Source organism: Paraburkholderia silviterrae, assembly GCF_004353915.1.
GTDB classification, from domain to species: Bacteria; Pseudomonadota; Gammaproteobacteria; order Burkholderiales; family Burkholderiaceae; genus Paraburkholderia; species Paraburkholderia silviterrae.
Map to the genome: position 1 here is coordinate 178,237 of NZ_SMRP01000001.1, position 23,753 is coordinate 201,989.

The following is a 23,753-nucleotide window of genomic DNA, read 5'->3' on the forward strand; positions in this document are numbered from 1 at the left end:
AACCCTGAAAGGACGGAAAGCCGCACTCGTTACTGGCATAGAAGCGAGCATGAACCGTGCGTTGAAACATAGCGCATAGGCTAGTCCGGTCGACATATCGTGTCCAACGGCAAAAACAGATAGCACGATCGAATCTTGTGAAAGCGCGCTTGGCGTGCCTCCCCGACTACGAACCGGATTCCGCTTTCATCATGATCAAATGAATGGCTACGCGCCGCACGTAACCCTTCGAGCCCCCGCTATAGCGATATAAAGCGTCTTCGAGGTTTCCATCCGATGCTTTTATATAGTCTTGCAGAATTGCGGTCCCGATACGGACATTCGTGCGCGCGTCGGTCGAAACTAGATTCGACTGCGATCACCGAAAGCAACAACATAGGCGAGATTGCATATCGCCTGGCTGCATTCAATACCGCATGTCCAATTTCCAGCGCGTCGCGCAATCCTATATGAAAGCGGGCATTCACAACCGCCGCGATTTCCTCTGCGGTAAGCGCTTCGTATCGCTGCACGTCGACGGTTTGATTGTACGCCGGCCAAACCAGAGGATCATCCGCATAACACCGTCCTCCCAGTCATCATGCGAAGCCGCAGCTTCGCGATTATCAGAGCTGCGCGCTGAGTCGAAACGCCGTGCCCAATGCTGCCAGGAACGTAGCTTCTTCATGCCGACGCATGGTGGTGCAAGTCTAAAGTCGCCATCCATCCCGGCACCTGCGCGGTCATCGATTTCATCGCGAACTCGAGAAATACGCTCACAGCGCGCGGCAACTGTCGTCGACTCGGATAGACGAAATATATGCCGATGCTCTCTCCTCCGTACTCCGGCAGTACCTCAGTCAGTTCTCCCGAGCGGATGTGCTTCGCCGTCAACGTGAGCGGCAATAGCGCAATGCCCAGGTGAGCGCGTGCGGCCTCGAGTTGGGCCGCCGCCGTGTTGGCCCGAAATGGACCCGTCACATAGACTTCCGCCATGCCACCCGGTCCATCGAGCCGCCACAGCGTTCGGGGCGCCGGCCCAAGCGCAGAGATGCAGTTGTGCTCCACCAGGTCCTCAAGAGCCCCCGGCGTGCCTCGTTTGGCGAGATAGCCCGGGCTCGCAACCAGGGTACGGCGGCTGACGCAAAGCTGCCGCGCGATGAGCGTCGGCTCCAGGGTCTTCCCGGAACGGATGGCCACATCAATGGCCTCGCCAACCATATCGGCGCGCACATCGCTAAGGAGGAACTCCAGCCGCACGTCTGGGTAGATGGCCAGGAACTCCGCAACCCACGGCATGGCATCCAGATGGTTGAATAGATCTGCGGGGCCGGCAACGCGCACACGCCCACTTGGTTGCCGACCTCTATCGGATAGTTCGTCGGCCGCCTGCGTCAGGGACTCGATCTGATCGGCACAGCGCGCGTAAAAGGCTTCGCCGGCCTCGGTCAGTGACAAGCGCCGAGTCGAGCGCTGCATGAGCCGTAGTCCGAGTTCTTGCTCCAGTTCCTTGATCCTGCGGCTGGCGGTGTTGGGCGGAATGCCGAGGCGCCGCCCCGCCTCGGCAAAACTGCCAGCGCGAACCACATGGACGAACAAAGCAACGTCGTTTAGATCCATCATGAGCTCCCGTTGGCGCCAACTATGGCCGAATGTGGTCCACCCAGGCCACCAAGTGGCACCACGGATCGGCAACTATATTTTGCCCTGTTTGCGCCGCCGAAATACTCAGCATGACTACCATGCCCACGAGCCGCTCGTCGTCGGCCGCGATCTGCGCCCAGGCGAATCGGTAGCCATCGGCTAACCGGTTCATTCCAGCGGCGCAACGGTCGTGTCACGGCGTCAGCGTGACCGGACCAAACTGATATGCCCCCAGTTTTAGTCCGCAGCGCAGTTAGCGCCCGAGATCTGTTGTTTGCTGAATCGTTTCTTCATTGCCGTTCCTCTCTGGAACGAGCCCTGCGCCATTGGCGTACCAAACGCCCGGAGCAGGGCAATCCCACCGAAGCGCGGGTGCTGCTGAGTATAGGTTTGCTCCGGGAGCGGATCGATGCTGCAATCGATTGGCTTTCGGCGGGCGGCTTTGCGACACGACCTCGAGTGGCACGTGCCGGGATTTTCGTCAGCCGCACAGCGTGGTCCGGATGTCGGCATCCGATCGAGATGAAATGGACGTAACCCGCCCTTTGAAGGCGCCCACCCGCTACCAGCCCTCGCGGCTCGCTGTCGACAAATCCGCGCGCGACGGACGGCACGATCGAAGGTTCGCTCAGTTGCGAGATGCACGCGGTCCACGCTCACACTCCAACTTCCGAAGTGGAAGCGCCACCGAATCCGTCGTTCCTCTAACAGATACGAAAACCAGCGCCATATCGCTGCATCGTCGGCGTTTGCCATCGACGCGGCTTGATGACGTGTTCGGTGCATCAAGTCCATATTCAGTCGAATATGTGTCCGAGCACCTTCTCTTTAGTCTTGAGGTAGAAGGCGTTTTCGCGATTCGGTACAGTAACGAGCGGCACGCGATCTTCTATACTCAATCCGTATTCGGAGATGCCCCGATACTTGCGCGGATTGTTTGTCATTAGCTTCATCGTCGTCACGCCCTGGTCCTGCAGAATCTGCGCGCCAACCGCGTAATCCCGCGCATCCGCCTGAAGGCCCAACTGCAGATTCGCCTCTACAGTGTCCAGCCCTTTATCCTGCAAGGCGTAGGCTCGCAGCTTTTCAGTGAGTCCGATTCCGCGCCCTTCATGTCCCTTCAGGTAAACAACGATGCCGCAGCCTGCCTGGGCGATGCGTTCCATCGCCAGATCAAGCTGTGCGCGGCAATCACATCTGATCGATCCGAATACTTCTCCGGTCAGGCATTCGGAATGCACACGTACAAGCGGAGATTTGCAGCTCGCCAAATCACCCATGACAAGCGCGGCGTGTTCTTGCCCAGAACTGATTTCTCGATATCCGAAAACCGTGAATACGCCATATCGGGTGGGCAGTCGTGCCATGGACATTCGCTCTACGATACGTTCCCGTTTGCGACGATACGCAATGAGATCCTTGATCGTAATGATTGGAAGCGAGTGCGCGCGGGCGAACTCCACCAATTGCGGGAATCTCGCCATCGTGCCGTCATCGTTGACGATCTCGGCCAGCAAACCACCGGGCGCCATCCCCGCCAGCCTCGTGAGATCCACCCCCGCTTCTGTGTGCCCCGGCCGGCGCAATACGCCACCACGCACCGCTCGCAATGGAAAGACGTGTCCCGGCCGGCTAAATTCCACGGCTTCGGCCTTCTCGTCGACGAGCGCCCTGACGGTGATGGCACGGTCGGCAGCCGAAATCCCAGTTGTCGTACCGATACGGTAGTCCGTGCTCACCGTGAACGCGGTACTCATGGAATCGCTGTTGTTCGCCACCATGAGCGGAAGCGATAGCGCGTCCAGGCGCTCCCCGGACAACGACACGCAAAGCACGCCACTCGTGTAGCGCACCATGAAGGCGATGTCCGTGTCCGTGGCTGCCTGCGCAGCCATAATCAGGTCGCCTTCGTTCTCGCGGTCTTCGTCATCCACTACGACAACCATCCGCCCGGCCGCGATCGCTTCAATTGCGGTTTCGATCGAATCTGTTTTCACTTTCTTTCCTTTTTCCAGCGTTGTCACTTAAATCGAACTTTGAAGACACCGGTATCGCGACGATCGTGAATACAGGCGATACGGAGGGGTCTCGGACGCGCGCCAATGAATTACATTGCACTCAATGAGAAGCATCATTCGTTGGCGGAAATGTCTAGCTTAAGAAGACGATCCGCATTGCCATGCGAAATTTTGATTCTATCGAGCGGAGACAGTGGGAGAGCATCAAGGAATTTTCGCGCCGGCGCGTTGGCACTGTACGGATAATCTACGCTGAACATGATCCTATCCGCACCAAACGTAGTAAGTGCGTTCAGGAAAGGCGATATGTGGAAAACGCCAGATGTCGTAATGTAGACGTTTTCCACAATCGTCTGGCTGATCGGGTGTCCACCGCGGCTCGTTAGCACGTCGTCGGCGCGCCCGAGCATGAAAGGCAGCATTTCTCCCATGTGACCGACGATAACGGTCAGGCCAGGAAATTTCTCGAACGTGCCGGCTAGCGCCAACCGGAAGACATGAATTGCGGTCTCGGAATGCCAGCCAAATATGCCGGATGCAAGCAACGACCCGGTTCGGCCTGGCAAGCCTTGATAGTAACAGTCATACACTGCCTTTGGTGGCAGATTAGGGTGAATGTAGACCGGCACATCGAGCGCTACGGCCCTCGCCAGCACCGGAGCAAATCGTTCGTCATCGAGAAAACGGCCATCGGTGAGGCCGTTCACCATCACGCCGCGAAAGCCGAGATCACGCACCGCGCGTTCCAGCTCGTCCGCCGCTGCTTCAGGCTCACGCATCGGCAAATGAGCGAATCCGCCGAAACGGCTCGGATGACGCCGAACCGCTTCGCCCAAGTGGTTGTTCGTTTCCTGAGCAAAGCGGATTCCGGCATCGCCGTCTAAAAGATCGGCCCCCGGCATGCTCGCAGAAATCACCTGATGAGTGATGCCGTGCTCATCCATGGCAGCGAGACGACCGACATCGAGATCTCCTAATACAACGTCACTCTCGGGCGAATAGCCGGGATTGCTGCTGGCGTCAAAATGGGCGTGGACCAGCGGGGGAACAAGAAAATGCTCCTCAAGAGCTACGATCCTCATTTTCTCTCCTGTTGTGATAGCCCGCTCGTCATGACGACCCAGTTTGTCACCGCGGAGGCGGAATCGCCGTGCTTTTCGTTGTCAGGCGACCTTGAGCGCGCCGCTATCCATATAGACGATTTCGCCCACGAGCAACGCATCCCGGCATTCCAGTGCGATCATGCACGGCGACTTCACCGACTTACCGGAAATGTTGAGACTTTGCAGGTCATCACCGGCCGCTTGCACATCGAACTCTCCTTCGACGTAGATGCAGTTATCCACGATCGACACGCGCGTAAAGGACTTCAGTGCCGGCCCCGGCCACTTCTCGAATCGGTCGAGATAGAATTCGCGGATGCCTTCAAAGCTCTGCACGTCGACACCAAGCGCAGGAATTCTCTGGTAGGAGCCCTCCGGATGAACCGTCGCCATTGTTTCTTTAATATCGCTAGACCATTCGGCGACCAGGTGACGTTCGAATACTTCCTTGTTTGCCCGGCTTAAGTCGGTGTCGGCCACAAAGACGGGGCCATTCGTGTAGCTTTCGATCGAGAAGGGCTTGCCTTCCCACATCAGCGTCTTAGTGCGGGTTTGCACGGTTGCCATATTTTGTCTCCATGTAGGCCTTAACTGACCGGCTCGTCACGAGGCTTCAAGCCTATGCGCGCCAGTCCATAGCTCATAAGCTAATCTCATCGCCACATCGTGTCCAACAGCAAATGCAGATGAGACGATCGAATCTTGTGAACGCTTTTCCGGTCCTGAGAATGAATGTCAGCGCGCGCACCCTTACGCGGATATATGCAAAAATCCCTACTTAGCGTAGCCTAAGTAAGGGCTACGTCTTCTACGATCAGCAGGCTCTGGCTGTAGAGGTCGCCCGAGTTCTGCCACACTACCGCGATGGTGCGTTCTACGGGTTTCTTTGGGACGTGCGACGTCTGCGCCTGGCGCGATGATAGTGGGTTACGAGGCAAGCATTCCGCCGTCCACCACAAGATCTGTGCCGGTGACGTACGAACTCTCGTCGGAAGCCAGGAAGAGTGCTGCGTGCGCCACCTCTTCTGGCTTTGCAGCGCGGCCGAGCATAATACGCCCGAGCATATAGTCGGCCCATTCCCTATTATCAAGCTGTGCACGAGTTTGATTGGTCTCAGTCAAACCCGGTGAGATGGAATTGGCACGGATGCCAAATTCACGACCCTCCATCGCCAATTGGCGGGTCATGGAGACGATACCGGCCTTCGATGTGCAATGCGCCAAAGAGCCCAACGTGCGTGCCGTCGTGTGCGCATTCGCGGAGGCAGTATTGACGATCGTACCGTGGCTCTTTTTAAGGTAAGGCCAAGCCGCACGCGTAAGGAAGAAAACAAGACTAACTTCCTCGTTCAAATTGCGCCGCCACTCCTCGTCTGAAATATCCTCGATCCAGTTGAAATAGGCCATCGCCGCGTTATTGTAAAGCACGTCTATCCGGCCAAAACGTTCAATGGCGAAATCGACCAAGGCACGGCACTCGTCCGAGTTAGCGAGGTTACAGGGATGACGTGAGATCATTTCGCCACCGGCGGTGTGCACCGCCTCAACCGTGACCGCACCGCTCTCCTCGTTTATATCGCATCCTACAACGCGTGCACCTTCTCGAGCGAATAGCAGAGCTGCCGCGCGCCCCATGCTCCCGCCTGTACCTGTGATAACGCAAATCTTGTCCTGAAGCCTGCCTGTCATGATTTCCCCTTCATTCAATGGGTACGGTCGTCTGCCTTTAACTGATCTTGTAAAGCCCACCGTCGACTACTAGCGCCTGCCCCGTAATAAAGCTTGCCTCTTCACTCGCAAGGAACGCGACCGGACCGACAATGTCCTCGGGTTGCGCCAATCGCTTGATTGCCTGCTGCTGCCAAACCAGACGTTTGATCTCTTCGGGTACCCCAGCCGTCGCAGGCGTGTCGGTAAGAGACGGGAGTATCGCATTACAGGTGATGCCATCGGCCGCTACATCATTGGCGAGGCCTCGCATGAACCCGATCGCCCCCATTTTCGTCGCCATGTAAGCGCTGAGTGCCTGTTCAGCGACGCCAATAGAATTTGACGATATCGCGATGAAGCGTCCATAACCATTCTTTCGCATACGCGGCACGAAATATTTCGCACTATAGAATTGCGCGTCGACGTTGACTGCAAAGCCCCTGCGCCACGAGTCAAAATCCAGTTCGTCGATGAGGCCGCGCGGAAAGGCGGCCGCATTGTTCACGACGACGTCCAAACGATCGAACCTTTCATCTATCGCCTCCCCGAGTTTGGCCCAAGTAGCTTCGATTGAGACATCGCCAGCGAAGGCCATTGCAGACGAACCCGCCAATTGCGCTGACTCGGTTGGTGATTCCAGATCGACCAGAACTACCTGAGCGCCGCATTGGGCGAGTTTCACTGCAATAGCACGCCCAATGCCGCGTCCCGCGCCGGTGACGATTGCCACCTTACCTTTCAATGATGTCATGTACCCCCTCCACCAAGATCCAATGCCTGGCGCAAGCTCTCATCTCATGAGCTTGCAGCAGACAGGTTTCCAATCACGACGCCCGCGATTGCAATCGCCCCGCCTACCGCCTGGAGAATCGAGACCCGTTCGCCAAAAGACAGACCTATAAAGAACGAGCCAATCATCACGCCAACCGTCAACGCCGTCACCGCGGCACTGACCGGAGCGCCGGCTGTCATCGCCCGCCCAAGAAACCAAAGCGTCAGCATGTTCGCGAGAATCATTCCTAGCGTCGGCCACGGTTGCGTCATGCCACCGCAGAGCTTCATGAAATAGACGGCAACAATATTGGCGGCGATAGCAATCGCAACCATTACATAGCTAGCGTACATATCTTTCCTCTCAAAATAAGCACCCACTGTGCCTTTCGGCAGGGGATCTCCAAGAACATTCTTTCGACCAGCGTCGCGGCAGCCAGCCTGGTTTTCTTCGGCGAAGTCAGATCCCTGGCGACACAATGGCAGACGCGAAAAGTGTGGATCCGTGCTGTCCTATATCATTTGCACTCCTTATCCAGATGAATGCAGGAGAGGAATTTGCACTTGCTACCTCAACACACACCGAAATTTCCAAACGACTCTATCGGACAGGAAACAGCTCGATCCACAAATGGCTCTCGGGATTTTTGCCAACGACCCAAGTTTCCGTTCAGTCTGTGGCATGGCTCGCTGCACGTCGCGCGGCGTAGTGCGCGTCCCAAAAGCGGAGATGCTCCAGCCAAGGCACCTCCGTCAAGCCGATCTCGTCGTTGAGCGCCATGACACGCGGCGCGGCTGGATCAAAACTGGGCCAGTCGGGAAGATCCTGCGCCGCAGGACGACCGGTACGGGCGAATTGCACCCAGGCAGTGCGGATCGTTTTCCCCAGTACCCGGTCCGCGCAATGCCAAGGCCAATCTCGCAGACTGAAGCGGTCAAAGCTGAAGAAGACGGAACTGCAATGAAACGCGCCCAGCGGTCTCGGGAACCCCTGCTCGTCATAAGAACCCGTCGGCACCGGAGGCGCCTTCTGGAACTGATAGTAATAGACGTCGTGGCCAGCAGCGGCATGAAGATGAGCCCATGTCCAATTCTGCCAGGTGAACACGCGGTGACTATTGGCCTTCAGGCTAGCGGCGATCGCTTCCGCGTCTGTCGTGGCTGGATAAAGCGCAAGGAACCGCTCAGCACTATCACCGTATTCGGCCTGAGCATAGGCTCGATAGGCAGCTAGATTGGGTGAGAAGCCGATGACCAGATCTTCGTTCGCGACGGAGCCAACGAGGAGCGGAACAGCAGCTTGCTGCCGGTTCTCGAAAATCTGATAACTACCAGCCGGCAGCACCGATCCATCCACAACCGGTTGAGCCGCATCGAAAATGCCCTGCATATTGGTGCCGTCAACACCGCTCGCCGCCCGGATCGTGTCGACATCGAACGTCCGAATGTCCTTCTGAGCACCGCTTGCGATGCTATCGGCCCAAGCTTTACCAGATTTCGTTGCTGCTGCCAGTGTTTGCCACCGATCAGCGACACCGCTATTTTCCGCCACAGTACCGAAACTACCACCGCTTTCAGCAATCGCGCGATGGAACAGGCCGCGTGCGCGAGGCGATGCCATTAGCAGGCTAACGCTGGAGGATCCCGCGGAAATGCCGAAGATAGTCACGCATTCGGGATCACCGCCGAACTCGGCAATATTATCTCGTACCCATTGGAGCGCGGCGATCTGATCGAGCAACCCATAATTTCCAGAAATACCCTCATCGCTTTCTGCAGAAAGTTGGGGATGAGCAAGAAATCCGAGCTTGCCCAACCGATAGTTAAGGGTGACGAACACCGCCCCATCACGCGCCCACGCATCGCCATCGAAGAACGGGGACGATCCGGATCCGAACTGGAAGCCACCGGGATGAATCCAGACGATTACCGGGCGCCGCTCTTCGGCATCTGCAGCCGCGCTCCATACGTTGAGGTACAGGCAATCCTCGGACTGCTCCTCATTGCCGAATGGGAGAACGGAATTACCCAGCATCGATTGTTGAATCGCGATGGACTTCGCTCGCGTGGCGTCTCTCGTCCCCGTCCAGGCAACCGGCGGCCGTGGGGCGCGCCAGCGCAAATCTCCAACAGGCGGCGATGCAAAGGGGATACCGCGAAACGCGGTGACTTCGCCATCCACGGAGCGCTCCCCTTTCAACTGCCCCTGGCTTATCGTTACTATCTCGTTCATACGTTGCTCCTCACATGTCGATGGGCGATCATCTCTGACTCATCGCTTCTTATCACTGCGCTGTGAAGGGCGCACGCAGTCCAGCCCGCTCCATGAGCGGAAGCACTTCACGACTAAACCGCTCGATCCCGTCCAGCGGATCAACCCACGTCAACAGGATGCCGTCGAGACCACAGTCCGCGAGCATCTCGAGTCGTTCCGCGATACGCTGCGCAGAACCAATCAGTGGAAAGCCGCCCCCGCTTCCAGCCATCCGTTGGCGGAAGGCCTTCAGCGCTTCAGGTGACATGAGCTTTGCATGCTCCTGCTGCGCCTGCATCCACGCATCGACGCTCGCCTTGTCTTCATTCTCTACGATGCAGCGACGGTAATAGGCCTCCGCCTGCGCCTGAGTATCACGCTGCATCACCATCGAGTTCGTCCACACCTGAATCTCGCGACCAAATTCTTCCCTGGCCACGGTTTTGTACTCTTGCACCTGCCGCCGGATCGACTCAGGCGATTCAGACTGGATAATCAGGAAACACATGTCCGCGTTTTCGCACGCGAATCGCCGGCCCCGGTCCGATCCACCCGCATTCATGATTGGCGGATGTGGTGTCTGTACGGGCTTTGGCATCGACGATCCACGCACGACATCGAAGAAGTCGCCGTGAAAGTCGAACTCTTCACGGGATTGCCAGAGCTTGCGGATAACGGTGAGCCATTCGGACAAATGGTCGTAGCGCCGGTCATGCTCCTTGAAGGGCGCGCCGAACATCTCGAGCTCGGGCTTGTTCCAGCCACCGACGACATTCAGTCCGAAACGGCCGCCGGAGATGATATCGATCGTTGAGGTCTGCTTGGCCGCGAGGATGGGGTGAATCGTGGGGGCGTGCGAGGTTGCAAAGACAGCGCTATAGCGCGTCGCCTGGGCGATACCCGCAGCCCATGTGAACGGATCCATCGTGAGGCCGGTGGAGTCTTCATTGCCGCCCGTTACCCAGCCTTTCCAGCGGGCGTAGGAGACAATCGCCTCATAACCGGCCGCGTCCGCCATCTGCGAAGCCTTCACTGACAAGTCCCAGGTCGGCTCATAGGCTTCCGGCACGGTGGTCATGATCCCACCGCGGCCATTAATGGCAAAGATGCCGATCTTCATCCGGTTGGCGTTAAAGATCGGATTGGTTGAGCCACGCATCAATGTCCCTCCAGCAGATCTCTGCTTATACGTTCGCAGGTAACGCCCGACTCGGCCGGGACGTCTTTGTGACGCATAGATTACGCCGCCGTAACATCCTGTCCAACGGCGAATGCAGATAACACGATCTAATTTTGAGAACGTTGTGCAGCGCATCAGGTTCAACCTTCCTCGGCACCCCAAGCAAAGTGTGAGCGTGAAAAAGTGCAGGTCCGAAACGGTTCAGGCTGCCGACAGCGGCGAGGCGTCCGCTGGCACGTGCGTTTCGTCTGACTTGAAGCACGCATGCGGAAACGCCCACCTCGTCAACGGCTCTCACACCCGAATTGCGTCGCGGGCGCTTCTGAGCCTTCAAGCACGCAGGCGATTCCTTCTTTTTGTGGACGAGTGCAAGCCGGGTGCGCCATCTAATCTAGCAACGGACTCGAACCTAATCTTCCTGTCATAGAGGTCGCGGGCTGCATTCCATGGCTGATCGCAATTGTCTGCTGACACGCCGTGGCGCCGCTACAAGCGAAGGAGTTTCCTGATACCGGCCCCGGCGACTCGTAGAGTCCGCCCGGTGTGCCAGTACGCGCAGTCCTTGGCGCGATACATCGCAGTCGGCTGGGCTCTCTTGCACTCACTCCTGCACATAAAAACATAGGTCTACGGAGGAACACTAATTTGTAAGGAGACTGCTAGATCCAGAGGTTGGCCGCAAACGTCAGCCCCTCGCCTCGACGGATTTATGCAACCACGCCCGTTACCTTGGGCTGCTAGCCACGGATTTGGAACATCATGGACCTTCGCAGGATTCGATATTTCGTCGCTGTCGCCGAAGAATTGCACTTCGGCCGTGCCGCTGAAAAGGTAAATGTCGTTCAGTCAGCGGTTAGCCGGCAAATCAAGCTTCTCGAAGAGGAGCTTGGCTTCACGTTATTCACTCGCATTGGCCAGAAGGTGGGTCTTACCATCCCGGGGGAAATCTTCTTGCCGGAAGCTTGTGCGATCCTCCAACGAGCGGACGAGGGTCTGGAACGGGTACGCGCTTCGTCTCGCGGCACGGTTGGCCGGCTGAAGATCGGCTTTGTTGACGTCGCGCTGTGGGCCACCTTACCTGCAATATTGCGCGAGTATCGCAATCAGGCTCCCTCGATTGATCTGCAATTGCGACAACTTGATCGCATCTCTCAGATCGAAGCACTCGATACCTCCGTGATCGATCTCGCCATCATCCCGTCACCCGCGCCCCTGGATGGGGATATTTGCACCGAACCGCTCGCTGCTACAACTTTTGTCGCTGTGCTACCTCAGCACCACCACCTCGCTGGTCGCCGAGAAATTGCGTTGGGGGAGCTGGCGAGCGAGCCTTTTGTCTTATTTCCAACGCGTCTGCGCACTCGAATGCTAGAAATTATCGTCGCGGCCTGTTCCGCGGCGGGGTTTATGCCAAGGGTGACACAAGAGGCTGAGCAACTCCATACCCTGATTTCGTTGGTTAACGCTGGGCTAGGCGTGACACTCGCACCGAAGTGGATTACAAAGTATTTCTCTTCTTCCGCATCATATGTAAACCTTGTCGACCCCATGCCTGATTATGAACTGCTGATCGCGTGGCGAAAGTCAGCGACCAGCAGCAATGTCGCAATCAATCAATTCCGGCGAGTTGTGGCAACTGCAACGGCAATGACCGAAGCGCCGCTCGCACGATGCTGGGTCGAACACGCAATAGCGTAGTCCTTCCTGTTGTGTCCACTCGTGATCCATTTCAACGAGATGTATGAGAAAAAGCCCTTTATCTGGAAGCGCAACGCGATACTTCTGTCGTCAGTCTCGGGTTGGCCGCCCCCGCAATTTGATTATGTCACTTGATCTTGAAACCAGATCGTTCTGTCTGTTTTCTGCTCTGGACGTCAACCAGAGCGATTGAGATACTCGTGAAAAATCATACGAGGAGATAACCGATGATTGATGGTCTGCCGGTTTTAGATGCGGTCATTCATGCATACAACATGGATGCCGCCAATTTCGCTAATCGCTTCGCCGCGCCGTTATGCGATCTCGTCTATGGGTCGGTATTGGCCACAGCGAAGCCCGGATACGCGCCGACGAGAGCACAGTTCTATCGTGACTGGTCCATCAAAGAGGCGGTTGACCAGGTCTTCGTCGAAAGTGACACCGATCTCGCCGTCTATCATGTTCTGCCCATCTTCTCCTTCAAGGATGGGTTATGCAGCCTGGACAAGGCGATTGAAGCCCAGGCGCGATGGCAGAATCGGATGATCACCTACTGCGGTGTCGATCCGATGACCGGAAGGGCCGCACTTGATGAGCTCGAGCGCCAGGTCGAATTGCTGCGTCCGGTCGGACTTAAGCTCTATCCGAACAGTTGGGTTGGCAGCGAAATACGCGGATGGAAAATGGACGACCCGGAGATCGCGTTCCCGCTGTTTGAACGGGCCGAGAAACTGGGGGTCAAGGTTGTTGCTATCCATAAGGCATTGCCACTCGGCCCTGTACCGATGGAGCATTACAAGGTGGACGATATCGACCGGGCATGCATGGCATTCCCGGGCCTGAATTTCGAAATCGTCCATGGAGGTATGGCGTTCCTCGAGGAAACGGCGTGGCAGCTTGCGCGGTTTGAAAATGTATACGTGAATCTGGAAATTACCAGCGCTCTGGCGGCAAACCGCCCGGCGGCATTTCTTCATGCGATGGCCGCTCTGATCGGCCCTGGAGGGCAACACGCCATCGAGCGTATCGTGTGGGGTACCGGCGCCATGGCGTTTCACCCACAGCCGCTGCTTGAGGCATTCGTACGCGAATTTGCGTTCCCCGAAGCGCTGATCGAGGGCGCCGGACTCCCGCAACTCGATCTGGCAGCCAAGCGCGCAATCCTGTTTGACAACTATGCGCGCATGACGGGCCTCGATCTCCAGGCGCGCCTTGCCGCTACGCGCGACGATGAATTCGCGCTCCGGCGACCAAACGGGCCGCTTGCGCCGTTCTCAACCGTGCTGGAGTTTTCCAATGCCTGACACCACCGCAATTCAAACCATGCTCGACCGGGTGGTCGATCCCTGCTCGATTGCGACAGGCGTTCCAATCAGCCTGACCGACATGGGAATGGTTCAGAAAGTAAGGCTGGACGAAGACGGCGTCGCACACATTGAGTTGCGCTTGACTAGTCCAGTCTGCTGGCAAGCAGCCAACATCATTGCGCAGGTGGAAAAGGTGGTGGCGCGCGCTCCTGGCGTCAGCAAGGTCATCTGCACAGTCGATCCCGCATCGGAATGGCTTCCTGACATGATGGCATCAGGCCCCCGCGCCGAATTGCGCCGGCTGCGCCCGACGGGAGTATTGTCATGAACACCGTCGCCACCAGTGAGCAGATTTGGCGTGTGCCTCCGGTCGAAGTGGTGCATCGCGACCGGTATGTCGATGTCGACGGCATGCGAACTCACTATCTTGATGCTGGCGATGGGCCTGCGATCGTGCTGCTGCATAGCGGCGAGTTCGGCGGCGGAGCCGAGACGAGCTGGGAATACCTCATGCCTGCGCTCGCCCGCCATTTCCGCGTAATTGCCCCCGACTGGCTGGGCTTCGGCAAGACTGCCAAGATTCATGATTTCGATAGCAAGCGCAACCGGATGCTGTCACACATGGTGCGTTTCATCGAGGTAATGGCGCTGGAAAAAGCTCATTTTGTCGGGAATTCAATGGGGGCAACCTATCTGCTCCAGATGGCGGCCGAAACGCCGTGCCGTTTGCCAGTCGATCGCCTCGTCGCAATTAGCGGCGGTGGTTTCATTCCTGACAATGAGGAGCGCCGCCGCCTACTCGACTATGACGGCAGCGAGGAAGCCATGAGTGGTCTCCTCGCTGCGATATTTGAAGACCCCGTTTGGTATCGTGACCGTGATTACGTTCGCCGTCGCCATGCACTTAGTATCGCACCCGGAGCATGGGAGGCGATCGCAGCGGCACGTTTTCGTTCGCCCCAAGCACCCGTTCGCAGTGAGTTCGGCGGCGCCGATCGTACCCCGTACGAAAATATATCAGCAAAAACGCTCATTATTGCCGGCGACCGGGACAGGCTACGGCTTCCGGGATTTGCTGATGACCTCGCTGCGCGAATTCCTGGCGCCAAGGCCTCCGTACTCGAGAATGCAGGACATTGCCCCAATATCGAGCAGGCCGCCAAGGTCGGCAAACTAATCATCGAATTTTTAACGGCCGATACCTGAATATTCAATTTAGCGCGCCGTGAGTCGGCAATTCGACTCTGGAAACGAGTAGCCAGAAGCATCTTTGCTCTTTCACCGCGCCGGCCTTACGAGAGGTCCTATGTCCACTACCGCTACGATCGGGCCTGCGCAGCACCGCCCCATCGCTTTCCGCTCCCGTGGCCTTAGCCATGGCTATATCACGCGGTTAATGAGTCCGAGTGATCTAGGTCGGATCCTGAAGCCCTTCGTCTTTCTCGATCTTTTTGATAATCGCGGCGACAACTTCCCGACCTTCGGCCTGCATCCTCATTCGGGGTTGGCTACGCTAACCTACGTGGCCGAAGGCACCGTCCGCTACGAGGACACAAACAACGCGACCGGTATCCTCGGTGCCGGAGGCGTCGAGTGGATGCGCGCGGGCAAGGGCGTGTGGCATGCGGGAGGCTCGGGTGATCCGGGCCATACGCGCGGCTTCCAGCTATGGATTGCACTCCCCCCGGAACTGGAGCTCGGCCCATCGGAAAGCATCTATCAGAGCGCAGCCGACATTCCGCGAATCGGACCTGCCCGGCTGCTGCTTGGGGAACATGACGGTGCCAAAAACTCGATTGCCGCACCAGCGGCGATTAATTATCTGGCAGTTACGCTCAAGGCAGGCGAACACTGGTGCTATCAGCCGCCATCGGGGCACTCTGTCCTCTGGCTAGCCATGGGTAAAGGGCGAGTCTCTATCCCCGGCCCAGACGTTTTGGAGCCTGGAGAAATCATTGCCTTCGAACCCGGTGAGGCACCCGTGGATTTCCTGACTACGGAGGACGCAGAGTTCGTAATCGGCTCCGCTGCCCCGCACCCCTATGACCTCGTGCTCGGCCATTACTCAGTCCACACTTCAGCCCAAGCTTTGATGGTTGGTGAGGCTGAGATCCAGCACATCAGGAGACGCCTCGTTGAGCAAGGACGGCTTTGAGCACACCTCCGCCGAGAGATGCCGGTTTGCAACTCGTGACCGCACAAGAGGCTAGTCACGAGTGAAAACATTCTTCTGTTGCAGTTCAAACCATGATTCCCTCTGCTCTGGATAACGTATGTTTCGTCGCATAGTGGCGGGAAATCACGCAAATTAGAAATTGGTGGTCAATATGACTATTGGAAAGCAAGAGTATCGGGACGCAATGGCAAGGTTCGCGGCGGCCGTCAATGTTATTACTACTGGCGGCAAAGCGGGGCTTGCTGGCTTTACCGCATCCGCGGTCTGCAGTGTGACAGATGACCCCCCAACGCTTCTGGTTTGTGCAAACCGTAGAAACGATTCGTATTCTATTTTTAAGGAGAACATGGTTCTTTGCGTCAACACGCTTACTCCTTCGCTTGAGGGACATTCAGCGCTATTCGCTGGTGGCACAGCGGAGGTCAAGAAGACCCGGTTTAATACAGTGAAGTGGCATGCACTACAAAACGGCGCTCCGGTGCTCGATGGAGCGGCGATCGCGTTCGACTGTCGTATCGACCGAATCATTGAGACAGATACTCACGATGTATTCCTTTGCGTCGTCGATGCAATTGAGCTTGGCGAATCTGATGCGAGTTTGATTTACTATAAACGTCAGTATCACCACCTCATTGGCGATGTCATGTGAAATGCCCTAACGTTTTTCAAGCCATCTTCGCTGGAGATATCGCTCTTATAATGAATACGCCTATCGTCCGGGATCATGGAGTGTAGATCCTCCCGCACTGAGGAAACCTGAGTTTTCATCGCATTGATCAAGTCGAAAGACGCAACAATCGACAATATCTGATAGCAAGCGTGATTCGAAAGCATCGCGCTGCATGGCACAGATCGCCGACTACGATTTCAGCGTGCCGACGTAACGGAGGAGACAGCTGATGGACATCCTTGAACTAGCCATTGCCTCGGGCTTGCAAGTCACGCTCGATGGCCGCATCGGCATGCAGGAGTACAAGAGCGTCTATGGTTCGTTGCAGGCATTACTGCGCTTCGCCGATGCGGTAATGTGCACGACCCCAACCGTTGCGAATCGCCCGGGGATGACCGAACCAGAAGGACAATCCGGTTAATTGGATAATGAACAACAGCATCGTGTGCTGCCGCGCCCCCGGCACCGTCCTTAGACGCTCCGCCACACGCGAACGTATCGCCGAACGCAGTGGCACCGCAAAGGCATGGCGCCGATTCGGCATGTTCACGACGCACCCGGGAAAGCCCCAACGATTGTGGGTCCAGGCGCTACGATCGGGCACTCCTGTCGCCCAGCAAGCTTTAGGAAGTTAACGACCGTCCGGGTGGCTCTCGATGCTTAACGATACCCAGACGGTTCAACTTCATTGACCGGGCTGACGGATTGTTATAGCGTTTTTCACCGAGGTCACACCACTTACCGTCTGGGCGACCTCACCGGCCCGCTCAATTTGCGACTGGTCTCTGACAAAGCCTGCAAGCGTCACTGCTCCATTCTTCACACGCACCGAGATGGTCGGCACGTCGAGAATCTTCGCCTTCAACAGCGCCACGCGCACTTGCTTCGAAAGTGCGCGGTCGGCTGCCCTACTCGCCTTGGTCGATTGAGGCACCGGATTAGAAGCCACGTCGGTCTGTGCATACACACCCATTGACGCGGACGTGAGAAGGGAAAATGCCAAAATCCTGAACGTATATTTCATCTATAATTCTCCTAATTGAAATCGGAAGCGTGCAATCTCACTCTCCTCAACTTCCACGTAACGTCACCGCGTAGCCCCCACGTTTCTCGACGTTCCGAAACGTCGGAACGCCGATACAGACATGACACACTCGACAGACGTACGGTTGCACGACGTGTCCGTGTCCTAGTGCCTTCTCAAGCTAGAACATATGCATGATGCCCACATATCCACCTTGCTGATTGTGTCCTTGTTCAGGCGGAGAATCCTGCGTCTCTACGGGGAATGCAGCATTGGCACCGTTGAACATCGCGCCAACTGTCGCGTAAATAAACGTACTCTTGGAGAGGTTGTACGTTGCACCCAAAGCACCAAGATTGGCAGTTCCACCACCGTGATTGACATTGGTATGGTACCAGGCCGCCTGGAGCTGAAGCGCCGGATTTAACTGATATGTCACGCCAACCCACTCCTGATTCGCTCGCGTTGCACCTACGCTGTTCATCGAGTCGACGACAGTATCCGATCCCGAAGAAACCAACTGCTGGTAGCCAGTGTAAAATTTCCACGCCTGCAGCTGGTAAGTGATGCCGGCCATATACTGTCTCGAGTTGGAGTACAGTCCCGAGAATCTCCCGTTCGCGTCTCGGCGCTCGTCATAGTCTCCGTACGCACTGAAATCGCCCAAAGAATATCTGGCGCTTACGCCAAATGTCCGCGACGCCTGAAAGTTACCAGCGGTATTCCCGAAACCGTTCTGCACCCGGAAATAGAGACCGTGTATATCCGGAGAATTGTAGGTAAGAGCGTTCAAGGCCTGCCCAGTTCCGCGGTACCTCGAAAAGTTGAGGACACTGGTCTGCTGCGCGACAAACGGATCGAGGTACCACTCCGTCTCGTCCGACAAGACCATCGCACGACCAGCCCACAAACTGCCGTAGGTGTCGTTCGAAACACCGACATACGCATAACGATTCCAGAGCGCATCCCCAATTACCTGGCCGGTCCCCTGAAGGAACATATCTTCCATTTTGAAGACTATTTTCGTCCCTGCGCCGATATCTTCCTGGCCCGCAATATCAAGAAAGCTTGCCCCGTACTGATTGCTGCCGAACCGGAAAGCGCTTTTGCTGCCATTTGGCGTCGCAACGTTGGTGATGTAGTCGAGACCGGCTGCCACACGCCCGTACAACGTGACAGAATTTTGGGCATGTACGGTGCAGACACCAAATGAGGTCAAGATCGCACAAACAAGCTTTTTTTTCATATTTATCTCCTCCTAATATAGGACTTTGATATGTATAATTCCAACGACGTAGGGATCACATCAAAAGCCGTTTGAGCGTGATCCTCTGCCCCTTCTCCAGAGGGTTTTTAAAACTCGCATAGAATTTATTGCTGCAGCTCAAAAGAAGATCGTTCGTCCACGCCCAAGCATAGATAGCCACTCTCATCCCATATTCCTCTTGAGAGAGTTCGCTTGTTGTGTTGCTCGAATTTGTGCCGCGGAGGCTGGCTCGCTGAACTTTCCGACGTCAGGCGACCTTGAGTGCCCCGCTATCCATATAGACGATTTCGCCTGCGAGCAGGGCACCCCTGCATTTTTGTCTCCTTCTTATAGTCATCAACTCATTAGCCCACCACTAGCTTTCAAGCCTATGCGTGCCAGTCCATAGCGCATAAGCTAATCCCGTCGATATATCGCGTCCAACGGCAAATGCAGATGAGACGATCGAATCTTGTGAACGCTCATTGGCCCACGTGGTGATATTTCATCGGACGAACGGTCTTGCTTGGCTCCGCGCCCAATCCTTGTTGCGATACGCCGCATTTTGGTGAAGTTGCTTCGCATTTTCGATCAGGTGGGACGGACTAGCCACCCGGTCAAGGCAAGAATGCGAGTGAAAGCGCCGACGATCTTCACAACGTTCTCAAAATTAGATCGTGTTATCTGCATTCGCCGTTGGACAGGATGTTACGGCGGCGTAATCTATGCGTCACAAAGACGTCCCGCCCGAGTCGGGCGTTACCTACGAACGTATAAGCAGAGATCTAGTAGCATAACTGCAGATTGGAGGGTCTCATGACGTCCCAACGTCACATCGCTATCAACGCCTTCTACATGGCCTCGCCTACTCAATCCTGGGCGGGAATGTGGCCACACCCGCAGTCGAACGGTGCGCAATACAACAAGCTCAGGTTCTGGACCGACCTCGCAAAACAGGCAGAGTCAGGATTGATTGACTGCGTCTTCGTTGCCGATGCGCTTGGCGTGCCTGATACCTATGGTGGATCTCCCGATGCCGCAATCCGTAGTGGCGCACACTTTCCCGCCAACGATCCCATGTTGCTGATTCCAGCCATGGCGTCGGTCACGAAGCATTTGACCTTCGGCGTTACCGGAAACACTACCTATGAGCCGCCCTATCTCCTTGCCCGCCGTCTTTCGACGCTTGATCAGCTCACTGAAGGCCGTCTGGCGTGGAACATCGTTACAGGCGTGATGCCGTCAACCGCAAAAGCAATGGGGCTGGGCGAGATGGTTTCACATGACGCTCGTTACGATGTTGCAGACGAGTATATGGATCTCGTCTACAAACTCTGGGAAGCCAGTTGGGAAGACGGCGCGGCGATTCGGGACCGTGCCCGAGGAATTTTTGCCGATCCTTCCAAGGTGCATGCGATCCATCATCGCTCCGAGCACTTCTCTTGCGACGGCATCCACCTGTGCGAACCGTCGCCCCAGCGCACGCCTTTGCTCTTTTCTGCCGGCGCCTCATCTCGTGGGATTGCCTTCGCCGGTCGACATGCGGAGTGCAGCTTCATGTCCACCAACAGCATCGAATTCGCAAAGAAAACAACTCAGCGATATCGCGAGGCAGCGGTCGCAGCCGGTCGCACACCGGACTCCATCAAAGTGTTCAATGCAGCCACTGTAATCGTCGGCGCGACCGAGGACGAGGCGCGCGATCGGGTCCGGGAATATCAGCGCTACTCGAGTGACGAAGGAAACCTCGCAATATTCTCCACGTGGCTCGGGGTGGATTTGTCGCGCTACGATCCCGACGGTCCGATTGACGTGGTAGAAAGCAATGCGGTCCAGTCCATCGCGGATTCCATGCGGGCGACCGGCGACATGGGCAAGGTTACGTTGCGTGATCTGGCGCGGTTTGCCAATGTTGGTGGAAGAGAGGCGTTCATTGTTGGCTCGCCTGAGCAGGTCTGTGACACGCTGATCAAATGGCGTGACGAGGCTGACGTCGACGGGTTCAACCTCGTGCGTACCGTCGAGCCAAGTAATCTTCAGAATTTCATTGAGTTGGTCGTCCCACGCCTTCAGGAACGGGGAGCGTTCAAGACTGCCTACAAGGAAGGCACCATGCGCGAGCAGCTGTTTCCGGATGCCGGCCCTCGCTTGCGCGCCGAGCATTATGGAGCGCGATTCCGCTTGGCGTGATCTGCTAGAGCACTTCGGCATAGGGGAGAGTATTCGCGTTTCGGCGCGACTTTCCCAACTCTGGAACGACGCACATCAAGACTGACTCACAGTCCGAGACGCAGAGATCAGATGCGCTCCTCGCGCAGCAGATTGAGTGCAGTCAGTACCGGACGGTCCGAGTAGCTAAACAGCACAGCATCGACCTCCGCCTCTAGCTGAACAAGATGCCACGACGGTACGACGAAAATATCGTGTGGGCTGAAAGTGAAAATGTGATCGCCGATGCGCGCCACCCCGGTTCCTTCGACAACGCAGTACACCGTCGAGTCCGTGCTCCGGGAGGATCTGCCCTTGTAGCCACCGGGCAGAAACTGCATGAATGTCGCCATTGTGGGAATCGGCCACCCGCCCGTCATCGGGTTAACGTAGCGCAACTTCACTCCATCCCAGTCATCGAGTTCACCGCACCGGTATAGCGTATCGAGTGCCTCTCGGCTGCGCTCGTATGGATAACTGAAAATTGGCGACGTCTGGCCGGTCGCCTTGTACCGAACAGGGGCCATGTTGTGACCGAATCGCGCGAAGCTATCACCTTCAGTGCGGCTCACAGGTTGCATCATCTCTGGATGGCTCTCGGCGAAGCCCGCATCAAGTTGAAGCAGCAGTGGAATATCCAGGCCGTCGAGCCATATGACGGGTTCCCCGCCTTCTTCCTCAGACGGATTGCCGTGGTCATGCCACGTCCACGAAGGCGTGATGATAAAGTCGCCTGGATGCATGGTGGTACGTTCGCCGTCGACAGCAGTCCATGCACCTTTACCCTCCACAATGAAACGCAGTGCGGATTGTGTGTGGCGGTGGCTTGGTGCGATCTCGCCCGGCAGTATGAGTTGCAGGCCACCATACAGGTTAGGCGTAAGGCTCGACTTTCCCGGAAGTCCAGGATTCTCGAGCACCAAAACACGACGGATCGCCTCTTCGGCACTGATTATGTCGCCCGCCTTCAAGACAAATTCCCGCAATTGCGCGTACTTCCAGATCTCCGGAACTGCCTGCGGCCGAGGTGCCTTCGGCACAAGGCTATGCAATGACTCCCACAGGGGCGACATTCTCTGGCGCGCAATTTGTGAGTAATACGCCTCACGAGGCGAGGCTTTCGCGACATCCGGCATGTGACTCTCCTGTTTTCCTTAGCGCCATCTGTAGAACTTCAATATGACGTGTGACGGAACTATGGCAACCGAACATGAGCTGCCCATCGGTTTGCTGGATTCAGACATAGCGAGCCGTGCTTCAACCATTTGACGAATTACCGTGATCACGCATGCCTGCATTGCGCTTTTCTGATTGAAACGCAATACCATCGAACGGCCCGCAGGCGCGTCACTGAAAAAATCAAAGTGGAATTGATCGGTTTCGAAAAGATCGTCGGCGCTGGCGATGTGCGCGACCGCGGTTTGCGAGCGCAGCCGCATGGACGATCACACTCACGGATCATTCACTTTAACTAGCGATGCGAAAATCCCCCGGTTGCCCTACCTCGGACGGTCATCCACCGCCGCACCGCACCAGCTCAGTGAATCTCGGACAGTATCTCAATCGCGCCATCAGACGTCCAGAAAGTAAAATCGACAGAACGATCTGACTTCAAGATCAAGGCGCATGCCATGCGAGTCGGCACCTTCCCGGTGATCCTCAGGACGTCGTCAATGCGCAACGAGCCTCGCCCGCTAGTCAGGTGCTAATAAGCACCCGTCCGCTCGCCACCGCGACGCGCGCACCACCGTTGAACCTCGCGGCCGGAGCATCATGCCCGAAGGGATGGGTGGGCTGATCCGTGTGCCGCAAGGCGTAGCGCTTCAGCAATTCGCCGTAGCCGCTGATCACAAAACCTTCGCACTTGCTCCGGTAGGCTTCGCGTCGCATCCGGTACGCGCGCGGCAGATGGAACCACGGCAGATCGGGCAGATCGTGGTGCACGAGGTGATAGTTGTTGTTGAGGTAGAGCAGCCGCATGAACAGCCCCGCCTCGTTGATCACGATGCGCGCTTTCGGATGCGAAACCGCGCGATGCTCATAGAGCGAGCGGATCATGGCAAGGCCGAGCGCGGGCCACGAGATGGCCAGCAGGTAATACCACCACGGTATGGCCGCCACGAACTGCACCCCTGCGAGCACCACCGCCACGCTGGCGCAGTGGCCGAGCCACAGCGGCGCCTGCCGCCGCTCGCCGCCGCGCCATGCCCTCCACGCATCGAGCAGCATGGCGGCGACGCTCATGGGCGGCCCCACGACCACGCGCCCGACGAAGGTCTTGCGGGCGTACCACAGCGCGCGCCGCCAGCGTGCCAGCCGCGCCCAGCGCTCACGCAGCACATAGTTCGTCTCCGGGTCGACGCCCGGAACGGTTAGCGCTTCGTCGCGGTGATGCTCCAGATGGGTCTCCCTATACAGCGTGTAGGGAAACCAGATCGCGAGCGGCGGCCAGCCGAGCAGCCTGTTCAGCGCGGGCCACCGGGTGGGATGCCCATGCAGCAACTCGTGCTGCAGCGACATGTGCCACGCGCACAGCACCACGAGCAGCGGCGTGCCGGCGGCTATCGACAGGTGGCCCGCCCCCACGAGCAGCAGCACGCCCGCCCATCCGCCATAGATCACCACGATCAGCAGCCAGGTCGGCCATTCCGTTCGCGCGGTGAAGCTGGTTTTGAGCACGGCGATTTCGCGCGCGTGATCGACATCGAAATATTCGGCCATATTCTGTTGTAGTGGGGCGGCGTGGAGTCGGCAACAAGCGTGGT

Annotated in this window: 22 protein-coding genes; 8 read left to right on the forward strand and 14 right to left on the reverse strand. The window is 57.0% G+C overall.

The features are described 5' to 3' along the window. Positions 1 to 663: 663 nt before the first annotated feature. The 9 genes from EYW47_RS00915 to EYW47_RS00960 all read right to left on the reverse strand — a co-directional run bounded on the left by EYW47_RS00915 (position 664) and on the right by EYW47_RS00960 (position 10,638). Positions 664 to 1,599, reverse strand: a complete 936-nt coding sequence (locus EYW47_RS00915) for a LysR family transcriptional regulator (protein ID WP_240763482.1) — start codon at positions 1,597 to 1,599, stop codon at positions 664 to 666. 821 nt (positions 1,600 to 2,420) lie between these two features. Further along, positions 2,421 to 3,620, reverse strand: a complete 1,200-nt coding sequence (locus EYW47_RS00925) for a bifunctional 3,4-dihydroxy-2-butanone-4-phosphate synthase/GTP cyclohydrolase II (RefSeq protein ID WP_133193011.1) — start codon at positions 3,618 to 3,620, stop codon at positions 2,421 to 2,423. Positions 3,621 to 3,754: 134 nt separating this feature from the next. Beyond that, on the reverse strand, positions 3,755 to 4,723 hold the full coding sequence (locus EYW47_RS00930; RefSeq protein ID WP_133193012.1) for an amidohydrolase family protein: 969 nt from the start codon (positions 4,721 to 4,723) through the stop codon (positions 3,755 to 3,757). Positions 4,724 to 4,804: 81 nt separating this feature from the next. Then, entirely contained in the window at positions 4,805 to 5,311 is a 507-nt protein-coding gene (locus tag EYW47_RS00935) for a hypothetical protein (RefSeq protein WP_133193013.1), read from the reverse strand. A gap of 360 nt (positions 5,312 to 5,671) precedes the next feature. Further along, entirely contained in the window at positions 5,672 to 6,451 is a 780-nt protein-coding gene (locus EYW47_RS00940; protein WP_240763483.1) for an SDR family NAD(P)-dependent oxidoreductase, read from the reverse strand. Between the two features lie 19 nt (positions 6,452 to 6,470). After that, positions 6,471 to 7,205, reverse strand: a complete 735-nt coding sequence (locus EYW47_RS00945) for an SDR family NAD(P)-dependent oxidoreductase (RefSeq protein WP_133193014.1) — start codon at positions 7,203 to 7,205, stop codon at positions 6,471 to 6,473. Positions 7,206 to 7,249: 44 nt separating this feature from the next. Beyond that, a complete protein-coding gene (locus tag EYW47_RS00950) occupies positions 7,250 to 7,579 on the reverse strand; it encodes an SMR family transporter (RefSeq protein ID WP_133193015.1) in 330 nt (109 codons plus the stop codon). Between the two features lie 316 nt (positions 7,580 to 7,895). Further along, positions 7,896 to 9,458: a carboxylesterase/lipase family protein gene (locus EYW47_RS00955; RefSeq protein WP_133193016.1), complete on the reverse strand. Its 1,563-nt coding sequence runs from the start codon at positions 9,456 to 9,458 to the stop codon at positions 7,896 to 7,898. A gap of 52 nt (positions 9,459 to 9,510) precedes the next feature. Next, positions 9,511 to 10,638: an LLM class flavin-dependent oxidoreductase gene (locus EYW47_RS00960; RefSeq protein WP_133193017.1), complete on the reverse strand. Its 1,128-nt coding sequence runs from the start codon at positions 10,636 to 10,638 to the stop codon at positions 9,511 to 9,513. Between the two features lie 780 nt (positions 10,639 to 11,418). On the opposite strand from EYW47_RS00960, the gene EYW47_RS00965 reads away from it, so the two are divergent. From EYW47_RS00965 to EYW47_RS00995, 7 genes are all read left to right on the forward strand, one after another. After that, complete coding sequence (locus tag EYW47_RS00965) at positions 11,419 to 12,357, forward strand: LysR substrate-binding domain-containing protein (protein WP_133193018.1); 939 nt, start codon at positions 11,419 to 11,421, stop codon at positions 12,355 to 12,357. A gap of 227 nt (positions 12,358 to 12,584) precedes the next feature. Beyond that, on the forward strand, positions 12,585 to 13,661 hold the full coding sequence (locus tag EYW47_RS00970) for an amidohydrolase family protein (RefSeq protein WP_133193019.1): 1,077 nt from the start codon (positions 12,585 to 12,587) through the stop codon (positions 13,659 to 13,661). Further along, a complete protein-coding gene (locus EYW47_RS00975; RefSeq protein ID WP_165976466.1) occupies positions 13,654 to 13,992 on the forward strand; it encodes a metal-sulfur cluster assembly factor in 339 nt (112 codons plus the stop codon). Before EYW47_RS00970 ends, EYW47_RS00975 begins: the two co-directional genes overlap by 8 nt. Beyond that, on the forward strand, positions 13,989 to 14,870 hold the full coding sequence (locus EYW47_RS00980) for an alpha/beta fold hydrolase (protein WP_133193021.1): 882 nt from the start codon (positions 13,989 to 13,991) through the stop codon (positions 14,868 to 14,870). The genes EYW47_RS00975 and EYW47_RS00980 overlap by 4 nt, the downstream gene beginning before the upstream one ends. Before the next feature lie 100 nt (positions 14,871 to 14,970). Next, positions 14,971 to 15,819: a pirin family protein gene (locus EYW47_RS00985; RefSeq protein ID WP_133193022.1), complete on the forward strand. Its 849-nt coding sequence runs from the start codon at positions 14,971 to 14,973 to the stop codon at positions 15,817 to 15,819. Positions 15,820 to 15,991: 172 nt separating this feature from the next. Next, positions 15,992 to 16,489 carry a flavin reductase gene (locus tag EYW47_RS00990; RefSeq protein WP_133193023.1) on the forward strand — a complete coding sequence of 166 codons (498 nt, stop codon included), beginning with the start codon at positions 15,992 to 15,994 and terminating at the stop codon, positions 16,487 to 16,489. A 250-nt stretch (positions 16,490 to 16,739) separates the two neighbouring features. Further along, a complete protein-coding gene (locus EYW47_RS00995; protein ID WP_133193024.1) occupies positions 16,740 to 16,931 on the forward strand; it encodes a hypothetical protein in 192 nt (63 codons plus the stop codon). Positions 16,932 to 17,195: 264 nt separating this feature from the next. Here EYW47_RS00995 and EYW47_RS01000 read toward each other — a convergent pair whose 3' ends face one another. Together EYW47_RS01000 and EYW47_RS01005 are read right to left on the reverse strand one after the other, a co-directional pair. Beyond that, positions 17,196 to 17,534 (reverse strand): BON domain-containing protein, encoded by a 339-nt coding sequence (locus tag EYW47_RS01000; RefSeq protein WP_133193025.1) that lies wholly within the window; start codon positions 17,532 to 17,534, stop codon positions 17,196 to 17,198. Positions 17,535 to 17,715: 181 nt separating this feature from the next. Beyond that, a complete protein-coding gene (locus EYW47_RS01005) occupies positions 17,716 to 18,780 on the reverse strand; it encodes a porin (protein ID WP_133193026.1) in 1,065 nt (354 codons plus the stop codon). An 816-nt stretch (positions 18,781 to 19,596) separates the two neighbouring features. Between EYW47_RS01005 and EYW47_RS01010 the strand changes: the two genes are divergently transcribed. Then, positions 19,597 to 20,970 (forward strand): LLM class flavin-dependent oxidoreductase, encoded by a 1,374-nt coding sequence (locus EYW47_RS01010; RefSeq protein WP_133193027.1) that lies wholly within the window; start codon positions 19,597 to 19,599, stop codon positions 20,968 to 20,970. Positions 20,971 to 21,077: 107 nt separating this feature from the next. On the opposite strand, the gene gtdA is transcribed toward EYW47_RS01010, so the two are convergent. The 3 genes from gtdA to EYW47_RS01025 all read right to left on the reverse strand — a co-directional run bounded on the left by gtdA (position 21,078) and on the right by EYW47_RS01025 (position 23,709). Then, positions 21,078 to 22,124: a gentisate 1,2-dioxygenase gene (gtdA, locus tag EYW47_RS01015; protein WP_133193028.1), complete on the reverse strand. Its 1,047-nt coding sequence runs from the start codon at positions 22,122 to 22,124 to the stop codon at positions 21,078 to 21,080. A gap of 18 nt (positions 22,125 to 22,142) precedes the next feature. Then, positions 22,143 to 22,427 (reverse strand): hypothetical protein, encoded by a 285-nt coding sequence (locus tag EYW47_RS01020; protein ID WP_133193029.1) that lies wholly within the window; start codon positions 22,425 to 22,427, stop codon positions 22,143 to 22,145. Positions 22,428 to 22,686: 259 nt separating this feature from the next. Continuing rightward, the gene (locus EYW47_RS01025; protein ID WP_133193030.1) at positions 22,687 to 23,709 is read right to left on the reverse strand and encodes a fatty acid desaturase; all 1,023 of its coding nucleotides are present in this window, start codon (positions 23,707 to 23,709) and stop codon (positions 22,687 to 22,689) included. Positions 23,710 to 23,753 lie beyond the last annotated feature (44 nt).